General features: G+C 44.5%; 16 protein-coding genes. 11 read left to right on the top strand and 5 right to left on the bottom strand.

The genetic code is table 11. The features are described from left to right. The 3 genes from G8O23_RS08175 to G8O23_RS08165 form a co-directional block, all read right to left on the bottom strand. Complete coding sequence (locus G8O23_RS08175) at nt 1-612, bottom strand: DNA-3-methyladenine glycosylase family protein (RefSeq protein WP_166363624.1); 612 nt, start codon at nt 610-612, stop codon at nt 1-3. A 459-nt stretch (nt 613-1,071) separates the two neighbouring features. Then, nucleotides 1,072-2,619, bottom strand: coding sequence for an AbgT family transporter (locus G8O23_RS08170; RefSeq protein ID WP_166363622.1), 1,548 nt, complete (start codon nt 2,617-2,619; stop codon nt 1,072-1,074). A gap of 110 nt (nt 2,620-2,729) precedes the next feature. Beyond that, a complete protein-coding gene (locus G8O23_RS08165) occupies nt 2,730-4,913 on the bottom strand; it encodes a tetratricopeptide repeat protein (RefSeq protein ID WP_166363620.1) in 2,184 nt (727 codons plus the stop codon). A gap of 180 nt (nt 4,914-5,093) precedes the next feature. Here G8O23_RS08165 and G8O23_RS08160 point away from each other — a divergent pair, with 180 nt between their 5' ends. From G8O23_RS08160 to G8O23_RS08135, 6 genes are all read left to right on the top strand, one after another. Next, complete coding sequence (locus G8O23_RS08160) at nt 5,094-5,651, top strand: hypothetical protein (protein WP_166363618.1); 558 nt, start codon at nt 5,094-5,096, stop codon at nt 5,649-5,651. Between the two features lie 129 nt (nt 5,652-5,780). Further along, a complete protein-coding gene (gene pgeF / locus G8O23_RS08155) occupies nt 5,781-6,581 on the top strand; it encodes a peptidoglycan editing factor PgeF (protein ID WP_166363616.1) in 801 nt (266 codons plus the stop codon). Between the two features lie 88 nt (nt 6,582-6,669). Next, nucleotides 6,670-8,661 (top strand): OPT family oligopeptide transporter, encoded by a 1,992-nt coding sequence (locus G8O23_RS08150; protein ID WP_166363614.1) that lies wholly within the window; start codon nt 6,670-6,672, stop codon nt 8,659-8,661. Nucleotides 8,662-8,835: 174 nt separating this feature from the next. After that, on the top strand, nt 8,836-10,074 hold the full coding sequence (gene pepT, locus G8O23_RS08145) for a peptidase T (RefSeq protein ID WP_166363612.1): 1,239 nt from the start codon (nt 8,836-8,838) through the stop codon (nt 10,072-10,074). A gap of 70 nt (nt 10,075-10,144) precedes the next feature. Further along, complete coding sequence (locus tag G8O23_RS08140; protein ID WP_166363610.1) at nt 10,145-11,851, top strand: nucleoside-triphosphatase; 1,707 nt, start codon at nt 10,145-10,147, stop codon at nt 11,849-11,851. Nucleotides 11,852-12,087: 236 nt separating this feature from the next. After that, nucleotides 12,088-12,522, top strand: coding sequence for a GldL-related protein (locus G8O23_RS08135; RefSeq protein WP_166363608.1), 435 nt, complete (start codon nt 12,088-12,090; stop codon nt 12,520-12,522). An 83-nt stretch (nt 12,523-12,605) separates the two neighbouring features. On the opposite strand, the gene uxaC is transcribed toward G8O23_RS08135, so the two are convergent. Both uxaC and G8O23_RS08125 read right to left on the bottom strand, forming a co-directional pair. Continuing rightward, entirely contained in the window at nt 12,606-14,006 is a 1,401-nt protein-coding gene (gene uxaC, locus G8O23_RS08130) for a glucuronate isomerase (RefSeq protein ID WP_166363606.1), read from the bottom strand. Nucleotides 14,007-14,043: 37 nt separating this feature from the next. Then, nucleotides 14,044-15,291 (bottom strand): tagaturonate epimerase family protein, encoded by a 1,248-nt coding sequence (locus G8O23_RS08125; protein ID WP_166363604.1) that lies wholly within the window; start codon nt 15,289-15,291, stop codon nt 14,044-14,046. Between the two features lie 131 nt (nt 15,292-15,422). Here G8O23_RS08125 and G8O23_RS08120 point away from each other — a divergent pair, with 131 nt between their 5' ends. The 5 genes from G8O23_RS08120 (at nt 15,423) to G8O23_RS08100 (ending at nt 21,032) form a co-directional block, all read left to right on the top strand. After that, complete coding sequence (locus G8O23_RS08120; RefSeq protein WP_166363602.1) at nt 15,423-16,496, top strand: LacI family DNA-binding transcriptional regulator; 1,074 nt, start codon at nt 15,423-15,425, stop codon at nt 16,494-16,496. A 12-nt stretch (nt 16,497-16,508) separates the two neighbouring features. Further along, nucleotides 16,509-17,351: an SDR family oxidoreductase gene (locus G8O23_RS08115; RefSeq protein ID WP_219932471.1), complete on the top strand. Its 843-nt coding sequence runs from the start codon at nt 16,509-16,511 to the stop codon at nt 17,349-17,351. A gap of 161 nt (nt 17,352-17,512) precedes the next feature. Further along, nucleotides 17,513-18,739 (top strand): mannonate dehydratase, encoded by a 1,227-nt coding sequence (gene uxuA / locus G8O23_RS08110; protein WP_219932470.1) that lies wholly within the window; start codon nt 17,513-17,515, stop codon nt 18,737-18,739. A gap of 41 nt (nt 18,740-18,780) precedes the next feature. After that, on the top strand, nt 18,781-19,818 hold the full coding sequence (locus G8O23_RS08105; RefSeq protein WP_166363600.1) for a sugar kinase: 1,038 nt from the start codon (nt 18,781-18,783) through the stop codon (nt 19,816-19,818). A 140-nt stretch (nt 19,819-19,958) separates the two neighbouring features. Then, the gene (locus G8O23_RS08100; protein ID WP_166363598.1) at nt 19,959-21,032 is read left to right on the top strand and encodes a PfkB family carbohydrate kinase; all 1,074 of its coding nucleotides are present in this window, start codon (nt 19,959-19,961) and stop codon (nt 21,030-21,032) included. Nucleotides 21,033-21,053 lie beyond the last annotated feature (21 nt).

The following is a 21,053-nucleotide window of genomic DNA, read 5'->3' as shown; positions in this document are numbered from 1 at the left end:
CTACATCCTTACCGCACTCTTTTTTTGGCTATTTACCCACGCCCATACTAGGCGAGTTCCCAAGGTTCTGTTTGGCTGCCAACCATCAGCAATATCAACAAGTTTTTGCTTTAGAGCTTTGCCTTCCAACTCCACGGCATAAAGCTTTTGCATCCCAAGCCGAATGGCTAAATCGTCAATTGGAAAAACATTGGGTCGATTTAGCGAGAAGATTAGCACCATTTGGGCTGTCCATACCCCAACACCTTTAATCCTTGTTAACTCCTTAATGATCTCATCATCGCTTAAGCGATCGAAATGCTCAACCGTAAGAGTATTTCCCATAGCGTACTCAGCAATATTCCTCACATAGTTTGCCTTGGCATTCGATAGTCCAACAGCACGTAGCTCATCAATTGATATTCCATTAAGTTGCTCTGGTGTAGGCTTGTTGTGAGGAAAAAGTTTACAAAACCGTTTAAAGATAACGTCGGCCACCCTGCCTGATAGTTGCTGCGCAACAATATCCTCTAGCAAATCGACAAAAAGATTGGTAGTTCTTTTAATTTCTGGAAGTGTATTACCAACTGCAATAGATTGGATTACTGGATCGGTTATGGGGAAATTATTCATATATGGAGTTATTGTTTAGGGTTTAGCACTTCGACCCTTCGACAAGCTCAGGGTAAAGGTTTAGGGTTTAGGGTTTAGCACTTCGACAAGCTCAGCGTAAAGGTTTAGCGTTTAGGGTTTAGGGTTTAGGGTTTAGGGTTTAGGGTTTAGGGTTTAGGGTTTAGGGTTTAGGGTTTAGCACTTCGACAAGCTCAGCGTAAAGGTTTAGGGTTTAGCAGTCTGCGATTTAACTATTAACCTTAAACATTAGACTTTAGACTTTAGACTTTAAACTTTAGACTTTAAACTTTAGACTTTAAACTTTAGACTTTAAACTTTAGACTTTAAACTTTAGACTTTAGACTTTAGACTTTAGACTTTAGACTTTAGACTTATATAATAAATCCACAGTAAAGAAAACGAGCCGTAAACTTAAGCAATTTTGCTTGGCTTACGGCTCGGTAATATCAAAAAGATGCTTTAGAAACCTTGCACCCCGGCTGGTAGTTCGTAGAATAGCTCAGCACCAGGACCAAGGGGAAGGCCTAAGAGAATCCATGCAATTAGCAATATGGCCCAACCTATAAAGAAGAAGATACTGTAGGGCAGCATGGTTGATATTATTGTGCCTATACCAGCTTTTTCATCATACTTTTGGAAGTAGGCGATGATTAGCGCAAAGAAACTCATCATGGGTGAAATAACATTGGTTACCGAGTCGCCAATACGATAAACCACCTGCGAGAGCTCAGGCGAGTAGCCCAGCAGCATGAACATGGGAACAAAAATGGGTGCCATGATGGCCCACTTGGCCGAGGCACTGCCCATAAACATATTGATTACGGCTGCCAATAAAATAAACATCAGCATCAGAGGGATTACCCCAAGGTTAGCCTTAATCAACATTTCGGCACCACTAATGGCAAAGATCACCCCAAGGTTGCTCCACTTGAAATAGGCCACGAACTGGGCTGCAAAAAACACCAGCACCATATAGTTGGCAATGGACTTAAGGCTAACTGTCATTCCCTTCACCACATCGCCATCGTTTTTATACTTTCCTGTAACTGCTCCGTAAACAATACCCATAGTACCAGCAACAAGGAATAGAACACCAATTACACCCTTAATTACTGGAGATGATAGTATCCCACCATCGGCGCCACGCAAGTAACCACTGGCAGGAATAATTCCAATTAGGATAATGGCAACCCAAATAAGCATAGTGTAGAAACTCCAGCGGATACCCTTACGCTCAAGAGGGGTAAGCGGCTCTATGGTTTCCCCCACCTCGTCGCCAGTGTACTTACCAAAACGAGGGGCTATAAACTTTTCGGTAACCCATGTTCCAAGGAATGCAATAAGAAAAGTAGACACCACCATGAAGTAGTAGTTGGCTGTTGGGTTAACGTGGTAAGTCGCATCGATAATATGAGCGCCCTCCTCGGATAGTCCAGCCACTAACGGGTCGATGGTTCCTAAAATCAGGTTGGCGCTAAAACCTCCGGAAACACCTGCAAAGGCGGCGGCCATACCCACTATGGGGTGTCGACCCACTGCAATAAATATTACTGCAGCCAATGGAATTAGCAGTACGTAACCAATATCACTGGCGGTATTGGAAAGGATACCCGCCAGCACAACCACAAAGGTTAGTATGCGGCGAGGCGAGGCCAGCACAAGCTTGCGAATTAGAGCGCCAATTAGACCGCTACCCTCGGCAATACCAATCCCCATGATGGCTACCATTACAATGCCAAGTGGGGCAAAGCTGGTATAGTTATGCACCATATCGACAATAATACGGTTTAGCCCCTCCTTAGATAAGAGGTTCACCGTTCGGATTGCCTCACCAGTTGCAGGGTGAATAACCTCCCACCCCAACCAGTGGCCAATAGCCGAAAATGCCAATGCCAGTAGGGCAAAGATGCCAAAAAGCGATGCTGGGTGAGGCAATGCGTTCCCCCCCCGCTCGACAATGTTCAAGAACTTGTCGATAAGCGATTTTTTCTTTTTTGTCTCTGTCATTATAATTGATTTTTAATATATGCCAATAAAAAAACTGTCTCTTCGCTCAAAGAGGCAGTTAGCTTAAGGTTTAGTTTTCATTAGGGCAACTATTTTGACTACAAAAGTAGCTAAAGTTTAAACCCCAAGATACAAATATCGTCAATTTGATCCTGCTCCTTTTGGTGTTGCTCTAAGGCCGACAGGAGCATATCATGCTGTACATCATTTGCTTTTCCATCTATCTTCAGGAGCAGATCCATCAAGTTTCGTTGTCCAAACTTTTTGAAATTACCGTCCATTTGATCGATATACCCATCGGTTGTTAAATAAATCGACTGGTTCTCGCTAAGATCGATGGAGTGGTTGGTAAAGTAACGCTTCTCCTCACGCTGATACCCACCCACCGAACGGGGATCCCCCGCAATTCGCTCAACATTACCATTATTCACTATGTAAAGAGGCCTACTAGCCCCGGCAAATGTTGCTTTACGCTTGTGCAGGTCGATGGCCACAAGGCATACATCCATACTAATATGCCCCTTAGAATCGTTAATATCTTGCTTAAGAGCTCGCCGAACCTGCTTATGCATAAGCTCTAGAATTACCGCCGGGTTGTAGGTTCGCCACTCGTTCACAATCTGGTTAAGCATAGTGTTGCCAATAACCGACATGAATGCCCCCGGCACACCATGGCCTGTGCAGTCTACAACTGCAGCAAATAGCTGGTCGTGGGCATTGCTGAACCAGTAAAAATCGCCCGACACAATGTCCTTGGGCATGAATAGCACCACATGGTTGGGAAAGAATTTGTTGAGCTGCTCCTGGTTGGGTAAAATAGCTTGCTGGATGGTTTGGGCGTACTCAATACTGCTGATAATGCGCTCATTCTTTGCCTCAATAATCCGCTGCGAGTTTTCCAATATTTTATTTTTCGACTCAATCTCATCGCGTTGCGCCAAAATCTCTTCCTGCTGCTGAAGCAACTCCTCGTTTTTCTCTAGAATTAGTTCTTGCTGAAGTGCTAACCTAGTATTCGATCGTTTTTTGTTTTGGTATGCACTGTAAATAATTACCATTACCACTAGGGCCATTGTCAGTATCAATACCAAAAGGTTCCTAACTACGCGCTGCCTATTTGCCTTTTCCTGCATCTGCACCTCATGCTTTGCCTGCTCTATACGCGCCTCGTGCATCTGTTTCTCAAAGTTGTAAAGCATCTCGGTTTGCACCATTTGCTTCATGTTGTCCTCGTTGAACAGGCTATCGCGAGCGCTAATGTACTTTTTGTAATGCTCGAATGCTTTGGCAGGATTATTTTGTCGCTCGTAAAGCTCACTGAGCTTTTTATTACTCTCCGAAATTAAATCGGTTGCCGATATAGTTTTTGCATGCTGTAAGGCATCCAGATAATGTTGTGTAGCCTGTGAATACCTCCCCTGCTTAAAGGCAAGGTTGCCCAAATAAATTTTGCATTCCGACAATCGCTGGTGATTGCCTAAGCTCCTAAAGATTTCGATTGCCCTATGAAGATAGTTGTTGCTTAGTTCAAAATTACCAAGTTCAGTATAAATCGAACCTATCTCGTTGTACAGAATTCCAACGCTATCACCATCAATATCTGACTCTTCGTACTTTTTAGCCAGAACTAATGCTTTGAGAAAAAAATCGAGAGCTTCGTTAAAATTGCCCATTTTTTTGTGAACCTCACCAATGTTGATGTATGATATGGATACACCGTACTCACTGCCAGCCAACTCTTCAAGTTCCAATGAGGCCATGTAGTACTCTAGGGCTTTGGGCAAATCATTCTGATAGAAATAGACTATACCAATATTATTCAGTGCACTGGCTTTACCCAGGGTATCGTCAACCTGTTCAAAGAGCGATAAGGTGCTGAGAAGGTGCTCAAGCGCACCGGGGTAGTTGCCTTGTATGCGATATATTGATCCGATTTGATTTAAGGCCATAGCCTGCCCTCCAAGGTTGCTCAAGGCAGAGTAGTTTTCAAGGCTGGAGTATAGGTACTTAAGGGCTTGGGTATAGTCGCTATTAATTCGATGTAAAATGCCTATATTAAGTAGCATGCTGGCTACCCCTTGCAGCATGCCTGCCTCTTCGCATGCAACAATTGCCCTTTTGGAGCAATCAATGGCTTCCTGAATATCTCCTGTTCTATATAACTCTTCGGCCAAGCTATATAGCTTCTGGGCATACTCTACCTTATCGTTACTACCAGTGGTTGTTACATCCGTTTGCGAAAGGGATACAAAGGGTAATATAAGCATTACGAGCAATACATAAATTCTACTCAATGATCCCATGTTAAGGTTAGCAATTTCCGATTAGTAAAAAGGAACAATCTATAGCACATCTATTCAACTTCAGCATATCAACTCTTAAATACTGTTTTATTATCACAAAGTTTCAAAAAATTATCAAGAATACATTTTTTTTCCTAATTTGCCTTAAATTTCAACCCTAAAATATGTCCTATGGAAATAAAAGGAACAGCCGTAAAAACAACGCCAGAATTTGTTAAGGAACGTTTCCCCGGTCGATATATGGAATGGTTACAGTCGATGCCCAGTTCATCACGAACAATTTTTGAACAGCCCATATACGCCACCAGCTGGTACGATCTTATCGAGTCGGTTATTATTCCTACCCAAAAGGTTGGAGACCTTTTTTTCGATGGAAACCATACCGAAGCTGCTCATATGCTTGGCCGCTACAGCGCCGAAGTTGCGCTCAAAGGTATTTACAAGATATTTGTTAGGGTAAGTAGCCCACACTTTGTGCTTAGCAGGGCATCGAGCATCTTCTCGGCATACTACAACCCCTCGGTGATAAGAGTTATTGAGAGCAAAGATAGGCGTTGTGTACTTGAGCTTAAACAGTTTAAGACCAACGAGAAGCTAATTATGAATAGAATTGCAGGTTGGGTAGAGCAAACACTCGAAATTACCCTTAAACGTGCGCTAAGCGTAGTTGTTGAGAACAATGAAGCTGGTACCGAATTAGAAACTTTAATTACCATTGAGTGGGATTAGTATAACAATCCAGAAATCTCATCTATAAATATTCTAACCCGACTTTAGGTCGGGTTTTTTGCATCCATCAGCAATCAATTTCATATTTTTGCCAACTGTAGTCCGATGTGAATGTAAAAAACTGAAGCAATGAGATTAGAAAACATCAACGGTTTAATGCTGGGGCAATTCGAGAACTTGCTAAAGCATAACAACCACATTACTCACTTTGTAACCACCCGGCATGGTGGTGTGAGTACTGGTGCTTACAACAGCTTTAATCTTAGCTTAAACGGAGATGACAACCCTAGTAATGTTTTGAATAACAGGCAGAAACTAGCAGATACAATAGGCTTAACAACCAACGATTTTGTTTACCCAATACAGGTTCACGGTACCAATACTCCAAGAGTTTACGAAGCCGATAGAGGCAGAGGCACTCAAAGTCCAAGTAATGCATTTAAAGATACTGATGGCTTTATAACCAACGTGCCTAGGCTTTGCCTAATAACCCTTGCCGCCGATTGTGTACCCATTGTCTTCTTCGACCCAGTTCACAAAGCCATTGGTGTGGCGCATGCCGGATGGAAAGGAACCACCATGAGAGTTCCTGCGAGTCTGGTTGATTCGATGTCCGAAGAGTTTGGTACAAATCCAAAAGATTTGATTGTGGGTATAGGTCCATCGGGTGGCCCCTGCTGCTACGAGGTGGGAGATGATGTAATAGCGGAGGTAGAAAAAAGTTTCGACCTGAATATGGTGATTAAAAACATAAAAGGCAAAACCATATTCGATATGTGGGAAGCCAACAAAACCACCCTAATTGAATCGGGTGTAAGGCCTGCTAATATTGAAGTGTCGGACCTGTGTACAATCTCTCAGAATGAAACATTTTTCTCGGCCCGTCGTGGCGATGATGGCCGATTTGTGGCTGGAATATTCCTAACCTAACCTACAAATACATTTGGTTTTTGTATTTTGCATGCACTTTTTCATATTGAATCAATTCATTTCGTTAAACCTATTAACCTAAACTCACATGTCACATCACACCGAAAACGAAAAGATTATGGGTTTACCCGAAAATGCGTATCGGGAGCTGAACCCAGGCGAGGAGTACCAACCAATTATGTCGCCCCTAAAAATTGTCCCCGAAGTTAGCACCTATTCTGTTGCTTGGGGATTGATTATGGCAGTTGTTTTCTCGGCTGCTGCTGCTTACTTAGGGTTAAAAATTGGGCAGGTTTTTGAAGCAGCCATTCCAATAGCTATTATCGCCATTGGGCTTTCAACGGTTACTAAGCGAAAAAACGCACTGGGTGAGAATATCATTATCCAATCCATTGGCGCCAGTTCAGGCGTAATTGTTGCTGGGGCAATCTTCACCCTTCCTGCGTTGTACATACTTAACCTTGAAGCGCATTTTTACCAAGTATTCCTATCTTCATTGCTAGGAGGTTTTCTCGGGATTCTTTTCCTTATCCCGTTCCGCAAATTTTTTGTTCACGATATGCACGGCAAATATCCATTCCCCGAAGCGACAGCAACCACCGAGGTTCTCGTCTCAGGTGAAAAAGGCGGAAAGCAGGCAAAACTACTTTTAGTTAGCGGACTTGTTGGGGGTGTTTACGACTTTATTATCGCAACCTTTGGATGGTGGAGCGAGGTTTTCACCACACGCGTTATCCCCATCGGTGAGCAGCTTGCCGACAAAGCCAAAATGGTTTTCCAAATCAACGTAGGAGCTGCAATTGTTGGGCTTGGCTACATCGTTGGGCTTAAGTTTGCTGCCATTATTTGCGCCGGATCGTTCGTGGGCTGGTTTGTACTTATTCCATTCCTTAACTTTTTTGCTGAGGGAATGACCTCGCCTGTTGGATCAAACGTTCTTACTCTAATTGGGGATATGACCCCCGAGGAGATGTTTACTCATTATATTCGCCCCATTGGTATTGGAGGTATTGCCATGGCTGGGGTAATTGGTATTATTCGTTCATGGCGAATAATTAAGAATGCCGTTGGGCTAGCTGTTAGCGAAACCGTTGGTCGCAAAGGCGGTGCTAGCAAAGAAGAACTGCGTACCCGTCGCGATTTACCTATGAAGATTATTGGGTTTGGTCTGCTTGCTACTACAATACTAATCTTCATCTTCTTCCAGTTTGGTGTTGTACATAATTTAACGCATGCCCTAATCGCCATTGGTATTGTTATGGTGATTTCGTTCCTGTTTACAACAGTTGCTGCAAACGCAATAGCCATTGTGGGTACTAACCCCGTATCGGGAATGACTCTTATGACCCTTATTCTAACCTCGCTGGTAATGGCGTCGGCTGGATTGTCTGGCGAATCGGGAATGGTTGCTGCACTTATTATTGGCGGTGTGGTTTGTACTGCTCTGGCAATGGCAGGTGGTTTTATAACCGACCTAAAAATTGGATACTGGTTAGGTGCGTCGCCATACAAGCAGCAATCGTGGAAATTTTTAGGTACTCTGGTTTCTGCAGCTACTGTGGGTGGTGTTATTATTATCCTTAACAAAACCTACGGGTTTACTGGCGAGGGTGCTATGGTTGCTCCACAGGCAAACGCCATGGCAGCCGTTATTGAGCCCATGATGAGCGGACAACCAGCCCCATGGCTACTATACATTGCTGGAGCAATGCTATCGCTTATTCTAACATCCATTAATGTTTCGGCATTGGCATTTGCCCTTGGTATGTTTATTCCGCTTCACCTAAATACGCCACTACTTGTTGGTGGTATTATCGCCCATATAGTTTCTACTCGTAGTAAGGATGCAGCAGTTAATAAGTCGCGTCGTGAGCGAGGAACGCTTATTGCATCTGGATTTATTGCTGGTGGTGCACTGATGGGTGTTATTAGCGCTGTGCTTAAATTTGGCGGCATCAACTTTGTTAACCCCGAGTGGGCCGACTCAAATCCTGCACAAATCCTTGGCCTTGGAATGTTCCTTGTTATCTGCGGATACCTTGTTTGGGAATCGCTTAGGGGTAAGCCTGAGGAAGAGTAAAAGAGTTTAGAGTTCATAAAGTTTAGAGTTTAATGTTTAGAGTTTAGAGTTCATAAAGTGACTAGAGCGATATGTCACCACCTTAAACATTGAACAATAAACTCTAAACCTTAAACAATCATTCTATCAACACACCTGCTGGCAAGCAGGGAATTCATTTAAACGTTCAAAACTATGATAAACCAAAAATTACTAATCGATCGCTTTTTGCGCTACGTTAAGGTTGATACCCAAGCCGATGATACGGTTACGGATATCTTCCCTAGCACCAAAAAGCAGTTGGACCTTTCCAATATGCTGGTAAAGGAACTCCAAGACCTGGGGTTAAAGGATGTAACCATCGACGAGTACGGCTACGTTATGGCCACCGTGCCGGGCAATATCGACAAAAAGGTGCCAACCATTGGTTTCCTTGCCCACGTTGATACCGCCCCCGATATGAGCGGAAAGGATGTAAAGCCTCGCTTTATTGAGAACTACGATGGTTCTGAAATCATCCTTAACAAGGAGCTAAACGTAACCCTGTCGCCAACCGAGTTCCCTGAACTCAATGGCTACAAGGGACAAACCCTAATTGTTACCGATGGCACTACCCTGCTTGGGGCAGACGATAAGGCTGGTGTTGCTGAGATTATGACAGCCGTTGAGTATATGATGAGCACCCCCGAGTTTAAGCACGGCCCAATACGCATTGGTTTTACAGTTGATGAGGAGGTTGGACGTGGAGTTGACCATTTTGACGTGAAGAAATTCAACGCCGAATTTGGATACACCCTCGATGGCGGAGCCATTGGCGAGATGGAGTACGAAAACTTCAACGCTGCCGGAGCCAAGGTAACTATCCAGGGTCGTAACATACACCCGGGCTACGCCAAGGATAAGATGATTAATTCAATCCACGTAGCGATGGAGTTCAACAGCTTGCTGCCAGCCAACGAGCGTCCCGAGCATACCGAGGGGTACGACGGGTTTTATCATCTTATAAAAATGGATGGCTCGGTTGAGAACGCAACCTTCCAGTACATTATCCGCGACCATAACAGCGAAAAGTTTGAAGCTCGTAAGGCCTATATCACAAAGGTTGCCGAATTCATCAATATGAAGTATGGCGAGGGTGTGGTTACCCTGGAGGTTAAGGATCAGTACTACAATATGCGCAAGCAAGTTGAGCCAGTGTACCACGTGGTTGAAACAGCCGTTAAAGCTATGGAACTGGTTGGTGTTAAGCCTAAGGTTAAGCCCATACGTGGTGGAACCGATGGAGCTCGTCTATCGTACATGGGCCTACCCTGTCCCAACCTATTTGCCGGAGGCGAGAACTTTCACGGTAAGCAGGAGTATGTTGCCGTGGAAAGCATGGTAAAAGCCACAGAGGTAATGCTTAAGATTATTGAGCTTTACGCACAGAAATAAATTTAGCTGTAACGCTAAGGTACTAAAGTGCTGCAAAATTAGCATTTTGTTACCTTAGCGTTTTTTTTTGATGGTACAACTTAAAACCATATCGAGACCCTGGCAAGTTGCCACCATTATTGGCAGCGTTTGGGGCGCATTTGAAATTGTGGCAGGTAGCCTGCTGCACAACCTTGCCGTTCCTATGGTTGCGGGTACCATACTATCGGCCATTGGGGTTGTGGTTATGGTTACAGGAGCCAGAATTTATGGCGATAAGGGTATCTTTTGGCGTTCGGCTCTAGTATGTGCTGCCCTAAAAACAGTTTCGCCCAGCCCGGTTATACTCTCACCAATGATAGGTATTGCCCTTGAGGGTGTGCTCATGGAGCTGGGTGTACTAATCCTTGGCCACAATTTGGTGGGCTACATACTAGGAGGAGGTTTAGCCTTACTATCAATACTAGGCTTTAAGTTTGTAAGGCTAATAATGATATACGGAACCGACTTGGTTGAAGCATACAAATCGGTTTTTAGCTTTGCATTTAGCACTGAAACGCTTACTAGCTATGGCTACCTTTTACCTATCCTACTGCTGATAGTAATATATATGGCTATTGGAGGCTTTGCCGCATACACAGGTTTTAAGGGCGGAATAAGCATTAAAGCAAGGATGAATGGTAAGGTTTTACCCAACTTACAACAAAGCCCCGACGGGTATAAACCCCCAATGAGAAGGGGTCAGCACAAAGGTGGGATTGCATTCCTTATCTTTCACATCCTGTGGCTTACTGTATTTATTACCCTTAAGGAAAATGTGCCAATGGGACTCTGGATATCAGGCGGATTGGTATATATCACCCTATGTATCTTCCGCTACGGGAGGATTCGGGCAATGATTTCAAGACCATCCTTTTTGATTATAATCTTTCTGGTTTCCGTCGCTTCAAGCATCACCATTTCGCTAGGGATAGATGGAGCCATTGAATCGGCACAGCAGGTAATACACCATGGGTTAACCATTTTTATAAGAGCCTCGGTGGTTATCATCTCGTTTACCTGTATTGGCATTGAGATGATGAGCAAGGGTGTGTCGCAATATTTTTCAGTCAAAGCATTTGCGTCATTCTCCCATTCATACCAATTTGCACATAAGGCTCTACCAAAGCTTTTAAAAGATTTAAAGCTAAGCAAAGGGCAGATACATAAACCAATGCCACTAATCGAGCGGCTATTCTCAAATTTTGCTCACACAAGCCAGTCCGAAGGTAGGCAGCCAAAGGTTGTTATTATTACTGGCTATAAGCACTCGGGCAAAACTACTTTTCTGAAAGAGATGATTGCCCACCTCATGGCAAAAGGGGTGCAATGTGCTGGCTTTTTTGCCGAAGGCTTTTGGGATAACGATGGCAAAAGGGCTGGCTTTAACCTTGTGACCCTACCTCAGAACGTCATCATGCCTTTAAGCGATAGGCACAATACCAGCTGGGAGCAATTTTGCCCATTTTACTACAATCCACAGGCACTAGCAGCTGGACAAAAGCAAATTGATGAATCGCCAAAGGACAGCATTGTTGCAATGGATGAAATTGGCAAGCAGGAGCTTGATGGCTCTATCTGGGCGAATACACTTGAGAGGTTACTACACCGAAACACAAACTCAGTAATTATCACCGTAAGAAAAACCTACCTTAACGATGTTGTAGAGAGGTGGCATTTGCAAAATGCAACAGTGGTTGATGCCACAACGGATTGCCCCGAGGAGATTGCAAAACTTTTTGAAACTTCAAATAATTAGCAAATCCTCACAAGCTAATTGAGCATCAAAAAGTTTTTTTTATACAACCATACATATTTAATTAAAATAATCGTAACTTTCTCTTATAAAGAGAAGAGCACCTTCTGTTATTATTTTTTGTTTCTTCATAAATCCTTTTTGGCCTTTCTGCTCTATAGCTATAATTCTTTAAGGACTAATGCCCAAAATCCCTCCTGAAAAGGTAAACAGAGTAGGCACATAAAAAACCTTAAACCATGAAACAAACAACAAAACTTTTTGGCATCATTTCATCACTGCTAATCCTAGTTGGGGTAATTTTTAAAACGCAGCATTGGCCTGGCGCAGGGGTAATCCTTATGCTAGGAATTGTTGCCTTTGCAGCAATTTACGCCATTCTGCTTTTTATCGACAGGCAAAAAAGTTTAAAATCATCCATCGCGAAAACTAGCAATCTGTTCGTGTTGCTTGCAATGGTTCTTATTTCGGTAGGATTCCTATTTAAAATGCAGCATTGGCCTGGTGCGGGTGTAATTATTTACGTTAGTAATGTTGCACTACTTGCCCTTATCCCCATTAAGTACCTTCAGGCTGCAAAGGAGAAGGACAAAGTAAAAAGCACCAATTTTTACAACGAAGCTTTTGTGATAACCATTGTACTAGGTTTCTCCCTCTTTCTTCTGTTTGTGTAGATAGGCTTAAAAAAACTCAGCGCCAACCTAATGGCGCTGAGCCTCACTCCTAACCTAACTTATGAAAAAACAAAAAAACTATTTTAAAATCCGAAATACTTTTTTGCATTATTGTAGCAGATATCCTTAACCATCCCCCCCACAAGTTCCATATCGTTTGGAATTTCCCCATTCTCAATATCGGTTCCCAACAGGTTGCAAAGTATCCTGCGGAAGTAGTCATGCCGTGGATACGAAAGGAAGCTGCGCGAGTCGGTAAGCATTCCAACAAATTGGCTTAGCAAACCCAAACTCGATAGGGCATTCATCTGCTTTTGCATTCCATCCTTCTGATCGAGGAACCACCAACCACTGCCAAATTGTATTTTACCTGCCACGCTGCCATCGTTGAAGTTGCCAGCCATTGTAGCCAACAGCTCATTATCCCTTGGATTCAGATTGTATAGTATGGTTTTGGCCAGCTGATTGGTCGAATCCAGTCGATCTAAAAACCGCGATAGCGGTTTTGCCATCTCAAAATCCCCAATGGAATCGAAACCCTTATCGGCACCCAGCTTTTTAAACATCCGTGACGAGTTGTTGCGCAATGCTCCCAGGTGGAACTGTTGCACCCATCCTTTGGAATGATCCATGATGGCAAAATGGTAGAGCATTGCCGATTTGAACTTCAGCACCTCCTCAACCGACAAATCAATCTTCATCCTCACTCGGGCAAATATCTCCTTTATCTCATAATCGGTATAATCCTCAGCAATTATGGTTTCAATTCCATGGTCGGAAAGCCGGCAACCCTGCTCATGGAAAAAATCGTGGCGCGCTTTTAGTGCGCTCACAAAATCATCGAAATTACGAATGTTGATATTCGCTACCTCCTCGATTTTTTCCAGATATAAATTGAACGTTTCGGTATCTTCAACCATCATGGCCTTGTCGGGACGCCAGGTGGGCAACACCTTAACCTCGAAACCATCGTTGCGGGTTTTAATATGATGTTCAAGATTATCGATGGGATCGTCGGTGGTACAAACCAGCTCCACGTTCATCCTTCGCATAATGCCACGTGCACTAAACGCGGGTGTATTTAGCATAGCCGTTGTCTGGTCGTAAATCTCACGGGCTGTGCTTGGGTTTAATAACTTTGTTACCCCAAACGGACGACGAAGCTCCATGAGTGTCCAGTGGTACAACGGATTTCGAAGCGTATAGGGAACGGTATAGGCCCACTTCTCAAACTTCTCGTAATCGCTGGCATCACCAGTGCAATACTTCTCGTCGACTCCTAGCGCACGCATTGCTCGCCACTTGTAGTGGTCGCCATCGAGCCAAATCTTGGTCATATTGGAAAACTGATGATCGTTGCCAATCTCCTGCGGAGGAAGATGACAGTGATAATCGATTATGGGCATATCCTTAGCATACTGATGGTAAAGCTCTTCTGCCGTCTTATTCTGGAGCAAGAAATTTTCATCCATAAATGCTTTCATACTGATTTATTTTTAAAATTCTTACTATTATCAACCGCTATAAATCGAAAAGCCTTTTGATATGCCTGTCGAAAATGTTCTCGGTTACCTGTTGCCCAACCAAGTCCTTATGTTGTTTAAGCAGGTTGATGTACCGATCGCCCTGCTCAGCTGCCAGCTTGTACGAAACGTGCATTAGCTGCCTAAAATGTAAATTATACTTTGGATGATCGGGGATATGGCGCAGGGTGCTAGCCAAAGCGTCCGCATCCCACTTTTCGACCTCTGCAACGGTGGGCAGCTTGCTCTTATCAATATCAATAACTGAAGAGTAAGGGCCACACAGCTCTTCGAAACGGCTTAATCCACCTTTGTATATATCCTTCACCAGCTGTAGTGCATCACCACCCGCCATGGCCAATCCAATGGCCTCCTCGAGCCAGGTGGTGCCAGCAGTTTTAACGTGAATTCCCTTATCGTACTTTCTAATTTGCTTACCCATTATTGGGTAAATGCTGAATTTATCGCTACCACTGTGTACGCTTAGCTTCAGATTTCTGGGTAGGCCAAACTCCTTAATGGCAAAGTCGATAACTAGCAGATCCTGCTCAAACTCTTTGGCAAACTGGCTTAAATCGCCCACGTAATCGACCCCCTTATTGAAACGACCTGTAAACTTTGGGGCGATGGTTTGCGCTGGGATGCCCTCGGCAGCAATGGCGCTTAGGATAAAGAACATCTCTATTGGACTCTGTGCCTCGCTTACTTCGTCCATGCTCACCTCGGCCACAAAGTTACCTCTACCCTTTTTGCTCTCGATATGCCTGTAGATGGTGCCAGCCTGCTTAACAGCGTATAAGAATTTGTGGGCAATAGCCGTTAGCATATCCTTATCGATATGAAAAGCCTCATCAACTCCAGGGATAGTGAAATCGCCAAGATAATTTGAGTTATCGCCAACGAATTTGGCAATCTCCTCCTCGGTAGCGCTTTTGCCAATGAAATCGGCCACGTCGAGGGTATAGAAATCGGAATGGTCTATAAATTTATCCACATTCCCCATATTAATATGGTCGGCATCCACAAAGTAGGGTTTTGTCCAACCCAGCGACTTTACAGCAGCATCGGCCTCCCTGCGGGTCATGGCTGGCTCCGAGTGAATGGTCATATGCTCGCGGTTCGACTTGTTCCACACCGGGGCGAACTCAACGCCACACTCCGAGGCTTTCATAATGGCCCTAAGCTGGGCTTCGCCCTGCATCGAGAACCTGTCGCCTACGCCAAACGAATATTTTGTTAACTCCATAGTATAAAATTTTTGGTAAAGGTAAAAAAATATTTCCGTGTGCGCACACGGAAATTAAAAAAAAATGCTTTACTTTGTAAAATAATTTTAAAGGGTTTTTCTTTGTTGTATATTAACTGCTGATTATCAATATGAACAACAATTTATCAAGGGTAAAAATTTCAGATATCGCTCAGCGAGCTGGAGTATCCACTGGTACAGTCGACCGTGTGATTCACAATCGAGGTGAGGTATCGAAAAAAACCCGCGATAAGGTTCTAAGGATTCTCGAGGAGCTTAACTACCAACCCGATATCTTAGCTAGTACATTGGCTTCGAAAAAGGTATTTAGAATAGCAGCCCTTATACCTGAAGCAGGAACTACTAACCTTTTCTGGAATGCACCCTTGGCTGGACTCCAAGAGGCATGGAGAGAGATTAAGCACTTTGGAGTTTCGTTAGACACCTTTTTCTTTAAGCATGACGATGTGCTATCGTTCGAAAAGCAATTTGACCGAATAATAGGAATAGAACCCGATGGTTTGCTGGTAAGCCCCATTTTTGCCGATCAGGCAAAAAAGAGACTGTTTACTTTGAAAGACTTGGACATTCCTGTTGTCTTTATAAATAGCAATATCGAAGATCAGCAAAACATAGCCTTTGTAGGACAAGACACCCGCCAGAGCGGTATGGTTGCTGCTCGCTTACTTGACTACAGCCTAAACTCTGGCGAGTCAATCTCAATTATCAACTTTATTAGCGAAACTGGTGGTAATCACCATATCCTAAGTCGTGAAGAGGGCTTTAGGTACTACTTTGAACCGACTACAAGCAATAGGCAAATTAACACCACCAATATTTATACACAGGAAGAGCAAAAAATTGAGGAAGTGCTCACCAAAGCAATAGGCACAGATTCGCCAAGAGCTATAACAAAAGGAGTATTTGTTACTAATTCTAGGGTATTTAAAGTGGCCAATTATTTAAAAAAGCATAACATACAGAATGTAATACTAATTGGCTACGATCTTTTGGAGTGTAATATCGACTATCTAAGGAACAATTACATAGATTTTTTGATTAGCCAAAATCCTTGGGAACAGGGTTACAAAAGCCTTATGGCACTTTTCAACTCGCGCATAATGAAGAAGGAGATTGTGAAGAACCAGTTTCTTCCCATTGATATAATTACCAAGGAAAATATTGATTACTATTTAAATAACTAAACTATGATGGCGATGAATTTTGATCACCTAAAGGGAAAAACCTGTGTAATCACAGGCGGAGGAGGCGTACTGGGCACCTCAATGGCCGATGCGCTGGCCAGCGTTGGGATGAAGGTTGTAATTCTTGACCTTAACCCGGGGGCTGCCGAAAAGCTAGTCAAGCAAATATCGGAAAAGTACAGCGTTGAAGCGCTTGGGCTTGCCGCCAATGTGCTCGATAAAAAATCGCTTGAGGAGGCAAAGAAAACCATCAACGATAAGTTTGGTCCAATTCACTACCTGGTGAATGGCGCTGGGGGAAACTCGCCCAAGGCAACCACCAAGGTAGAGCAGCTAATTCCAGGTAAGGGTGATATTTGGACTGAGAGTTTCTACGGCTTGGATATGGAGGGATTTCGCTTTGTGTTCGACCTAAACTTCCTGGGAACCTTGCTTCCCACCATGGTCTTCACTACCGATATGCTTGAGGCAGGCAAGGGTGGTGTTATCAATATATCATCGATGAACGCCATAAAACCGCTAACTAAAATACCGGCCTACTCAGCCGCAAAATCGGCAATTAACAATTTCACCGAATGGCTTGCCGTGCATTTAGGCAAAACGGGCATTAGGGTTAACGCCATTGCACCGGGATTTTTCCTTACCAATCAGAATAGATTTTTACTTACTGATGAGAAAACAGGTAAGCTTACCCCTCGGGGCGAAAAGATTATCTCGAGCACTCCAATGGGCAAGTTTGGAAATCCCGAGGATCTGTCGGGGACACTGCTATTCCTGCTCTCCGATCTGTCGGAGTTTATCACCGGAATTGTAGTTCCTGTTGATGGCGGATTTAGCGCATTTGGAGGAGTTTAACACAATTCGTTCTTCCCTTTGTGATATAGCTATGACACAAAGAACTCAAAGTAGCACAAAACCTGCCCGCAGAAGGCGGGGACTCGAAAAAAACTTAAAATGACATATTACAAAATCAATTATTAATTTCAATACATAAACACTTTTTACACGAGGCACATATGACAAGAATGATTGAAACCTGGAGATGGTATGGCCCCAACGACCCCGTATCGCTTCGCGACATTCGCCAGGCCGGCGCTACGGGCATTGTTCACGCTCTACACGAACTACCCATTGGCGAAGTTTGGCATCTCGACCAACTCATTGAGCGCAAGAGAACCATAGAGTGGGATGACTCCGTTCACCCTCCAAAACCCACCGGATTAAAATGGGAAGTGGTTGAGAGTATCCCTGTACACGACAGCATTAAGCTGGCAAAACCCGAAAGGGACAAGTATATTGAGAACTACATACAGAGCATGCGTAACGTTGCTGCAATTGGTATAAAAACCATTGTGTACAATTTTATGCCCGTTGTGGATTGGACACGCACCAACCTCGATCTGGAACTAGAGGACGGCGCCAAGGCCCTGGCATTCGATATCAGCGAGTTTATTGCGTTCGACCTATTTATCCTTAACAGGGAAGGTGCTGCCGAGGAGTACACCGATGAAGAGATTGACAAGGCTGTACTTTGCTACTCGAAAATGACCGAACAGGATAAACAAAAACTTCAGGATAACATTATTGCCGGACTCCCCGGTGCGCAGGAAGGCTACTCACTCCTAGAGTTTAAACTTCGACTTAAGGAGTACAAGCATATTGATAACAAGAAGTACCGCGAGAACCTTACATACTTCCTTCGCAAGGTTGTACCCGTTGCCGAGGAACTGGGCATAAGGCTGGCCATCCATCCCGATGACCCCCCACGCCCACTGTTTGGTTTGCCACGCATTGTTAGCACCATTGAGGATTTTCAGTACATCCTCGATATCACCAACTCGCTGGCCAATGGGTTCACCCTTTGCACCGGGTCACTTGGTGCCCGCGAGGACAATAATCTTGTTCAGTTTGTGAAGAAATTTGGGCATCACATCCATTTTGCCCACCTCCGCAGCGTGAAGCGTTATGCCGATGGCTGTTTCCTTGAGGATGCACACCTAAAGGGCGATGTGGATATGTACGGCGTGGTGGCTGCCATTCTCGACGAGCAGCTGCGCCGAATGGCCAACGATCGCCACGACTACCGCATACCCATGCGTGCCGATCACGGTCATGTAATTCTTGATGATCTACACAAAAAAACAAACCCTGGCTACTCTGCCATTGGCCTGTTAAAGGGAATGGCCGAACTGCGTGGCCTTGAGCTAGGAATTATTAGGAGCCGAAAGCTAAAAGAGATGTAATTAAACCCATTAAATCTGAAACTGATTAAACATCAAAAGCAATGGAAAAGAAAGTTGTAACCTTTGGAGAGATAATGTTGCGCCTTGCAACCCCAGGATATTTACGCTTCAGCCAATTGACCTCGCTCAACGCAACCTTTGGTGGTGGCGAAGCCAACGTAGCCGTTTCGCTGGCAAATTATGGTCTTCCTGTTGATTTTGTTACCCGCCTACCCGAGAACGACATTGCCCAATCGTGTATTATGGATCTGAAACGCTTTGGCGTTGGGGTTAGCAATATTGTGAAGGGTGGCAACCGTATGGGTATCTACTTTTTGGAAACCGGTGCGGTGAGCCGCGGAAGCAAGGTTATTTACGATAGGGCAAACTCATCCATTGCTGAGATAGAGAAGGGTATGATTGATTGGGATAAAGTGTTTGAAGGTGCAACCTGGTTTCATTGGACTGGCATTACTCCTGCCATTTCGCAGGGGGCAGCCGATGTTTGCCTTGAGGCCATTAAGAAGGCCAACGAGAAGGGAATCACCGTTTCGTGCGATTTGAACTACCGCAAAAATCTCTGGAAATACGGCAAAAAAGCTGGCGAAGTAATGCCCGAGCTGGTTGCTGGAACCGATGTGGTGCTTGGCAACGAGGAGGATGCAACTATGGTACTTGGCATTCACCCCGAAGGGGTTGATGTTACCAAGGGTCACGTGGAGGCAGCTGCCTACGAGTCGGTTTCGAAGCAGATAATGAAGGCATTCCCACGATGCAAAAAGGTTATAACCACGCTACGTGGATCAATAAATGCAAACCACAATAGCTGGGCTGGCGTACTTTGGGATGGTAAAAAGCTTTACGAGTCGAGCCAATATCAAATCACCCATATTGTTGACCGCGTGGGTGGTGGCGACTCATTCATGGGCGGATTAATCTATGGATTATTAACCTACCAGGATAACGACCAAAAAGCACTGGATTTTGCCGTGGCAGCATCGTGCCTAAAGCATACCATTTATGGCGACTACAACCTAGTTACTGTTGATGAAGTTGAAAAGCTTATGGGTGGCGATGCATCGGGAAGAGTTGCTAGATAGTATTTCTATAGGCAAGAGTTGGTTACTTCGACAGGCTCAGTAACCATTCCGAGGCAATTCAATTCTAATGATTTGAATATTATTTTAAAGAACATTGTATTTTGAATTAAATAAGATTAAAGACCATAAAACCTACCGCTATGGAACTACGAAAAAACTGCAAGTACGCCTTGGTGGTACCCACCAGTATGGGAGTTCGCATTACGCCGCTAAATGGACAACCCGTTCACTCCAGCGAGCTATTCAAGATGCAGGCCACCAGCGCCGAAACAAACGTAGCCAGCGTTTCGTCGTACCTGGGTTTACCCGTAAAGGTGCTAACCACCTTTGTAAAGGGGAGTCCAGTTGCTCTGTTCATCAAAGCCAATCTTAGGGCAAGGAATATGGAGTACGAGGGTCCCGAAGTTCCACAGGGCAACCCCTGGGGCTATCGCCACCAGTTCAACATTGCCGATAGCGGTTTTGGTACCCGTGGCCCTCGCGTACAGAACGACCGCGCCGGAGAAGTTGGTCGTACCCTAAACGTTAAGGATTTTGATCTGGAGCGAATCTTCGGAATCGAGGGCGTTCAAATAATGCACCTATCGGGGCTAATTGCTGCGCTATCGGAAGATACCAGCAAGTTCTGCCTTGAATTGGCACGTGCGGCTAAAAAGCACGGGACACGCATCTCTTTCGACCTAAATTATAGAGCCACATTTTGGAAAAATCGCGAGAAGGAGCTAAGAGAAATCTTTGCCGAAATAGCATCGGTTTCAGATATTTTGATAGGCAACGAGGAAGATTATCAACTTTGCCTCGGTATTGAGGGTCCTGAAGCTGGCGGGAAGGATATAGAGGCCGAGATTGAAGGCTTTAAGGCGATGATTGGGAGGGTAAAGGAATCGTTCCCCAACGCATCGGTTTTTGCCACCACGCTGCGCGAGGTTGTTAGCGTAAACGAGCACCTATGGGGTGCCATTATGCTGGCGGGCAATCAGTGGGAGGTTATTAAACCCAGAACAATCCGCGTTCTCGACCGCATTGGTGGTGGCGATGGGTTTGTGGGAGGACTACTATACGCCATCCTTAAGGACTGGCCTGTTGAAAAATGGCCTCAGTTTGGATGGGCTTCAGGAGCGATTGCCACAACCTTCGAAACCGACTACGGCCAACCTGCCGACGAGGATATGATTTGGAGTATCTGGGAGGGGAATGCGAGGGTTAGGAGGTAGTTGAAAGTTTAAAGTTAAAGG

This window comes from Perlabentimonas gracilis, assembly GCF_011174675.1.
Taxonomy (GTDB): Bacteria; Bacteroidota; Bacteroidia; order Bacteroidales; family Tenuifilaceae; genus Perlabentimonas; species Perlabentimonas gracilis.
This window is presented reverse-complemented; position numbering and strand designations above follow the sequence as displayed.

Excerpts from the sequence above, each read along its gene's own strand:
- G8O23_RS08175 (WP_166363624.1), bottom strand. The coding sequence starts at position 612 with ATGAATAATTTCCCCATAACCGATCCAGTAATCCAATCTATTGCAGTT.
- G8O23_RS08170 (WP_166363622.1), bottom strand. The coding sequence starts at position 2,619 with ATGACAGAGACAAAAAAGAAAAAATCGCTTATCGACAAGTTCTTGAAC.
- G8O23_RS08160 (WP_166363618.1), top strand. The coding sequence starts at position 5,094 with ATGGAAATAAAAGGAACAGCCGTAAAAACAACGCCAGAATTTGTTAAG.
- pgeF (WP_166363616.1), top strand. The coding sequence starts at position 5,781 with ATGAGATTAGAAAACATCAACGGTTTAATGCTGGGGCAATTCGAGAAC.
- G8O23_RS08150 (WP_166363614.1), top strand. The coding sequence starts at position 6,670 with ATGTCACATCACACCGAAAACGAAAAGATTATGGGTTTACCCGAAAAT.
- pepT (WP_166363612.1), top strand. The coding sequence starts at position 8,836 with ATGATAAACCAAAAATTACTAATCGATCGCTTTTTGCGCTACGTTAAG.
- G8O23_RS08140 (WP_166363610.1), top strand. The coding sequence starts at position 10,145 with ATGGTACAACTTAAAACCATATCGAGACCCTGGCAAGTTGCCACCATT.
- G8O23_RS08135 (WP_166363608.1), top strand. The coding sequence starts at position 12,088 with ATGAAACAAACAACAAAACTTTTTGGCATCATTTCATCACTGCTAATC.
- uxaC (WP_166363606.1), bottom strand. The coding sequence starts at position 14,006 with ATGAAAGCATTTATGGATGAAAATTTCTTGCTCCAGAATAAGACGGCA.
- G8O23_RS08125 (WP_166363604.1), bottom strand. The coding sequence starts at position 15,291 with ATGGAGTTAACAAAATATTCGTTTGGCGTAGGCGACAGGTTCTCGATG.
- G8O23_RS08120 (WP_166363602.1), top strand. The coding sequence starts at position 15,423 with ATGAACAACAATTTATCAAGGGTAAAAATTTCAGATATCGCTCAGCGA.
- G8O23_RS08115 (WP_219932471.1), top strand. The coding sequence starts at position 16,509 with ATGAATTTTGATCACCTAAAGGGAAAAACCTGTGTAATCACAGGCGGA.
- uxuA (WP_219932470.1), top strand. The coding sequence starts at position 17,513 with ATGACAAGAATGATTGAAACCTGGAGATGGTATGGCCCCAACGACCCC.
- G8O23_RS08105 (WP_166363600.1), top strand. The coding sequence starts at position 18,781 with ATGGAAAAGAAAGTTGTAACCTTTGGAGAGATAATGTTGCGCCTTGCA.
- G8O23_RS08100 (WP_166363598.1), top strand. The coding sequence starts at position 19,959 with ATGGAACTACGAAAAAACTGCAAGTACGCCTTGGTGGTACCCACCAGT.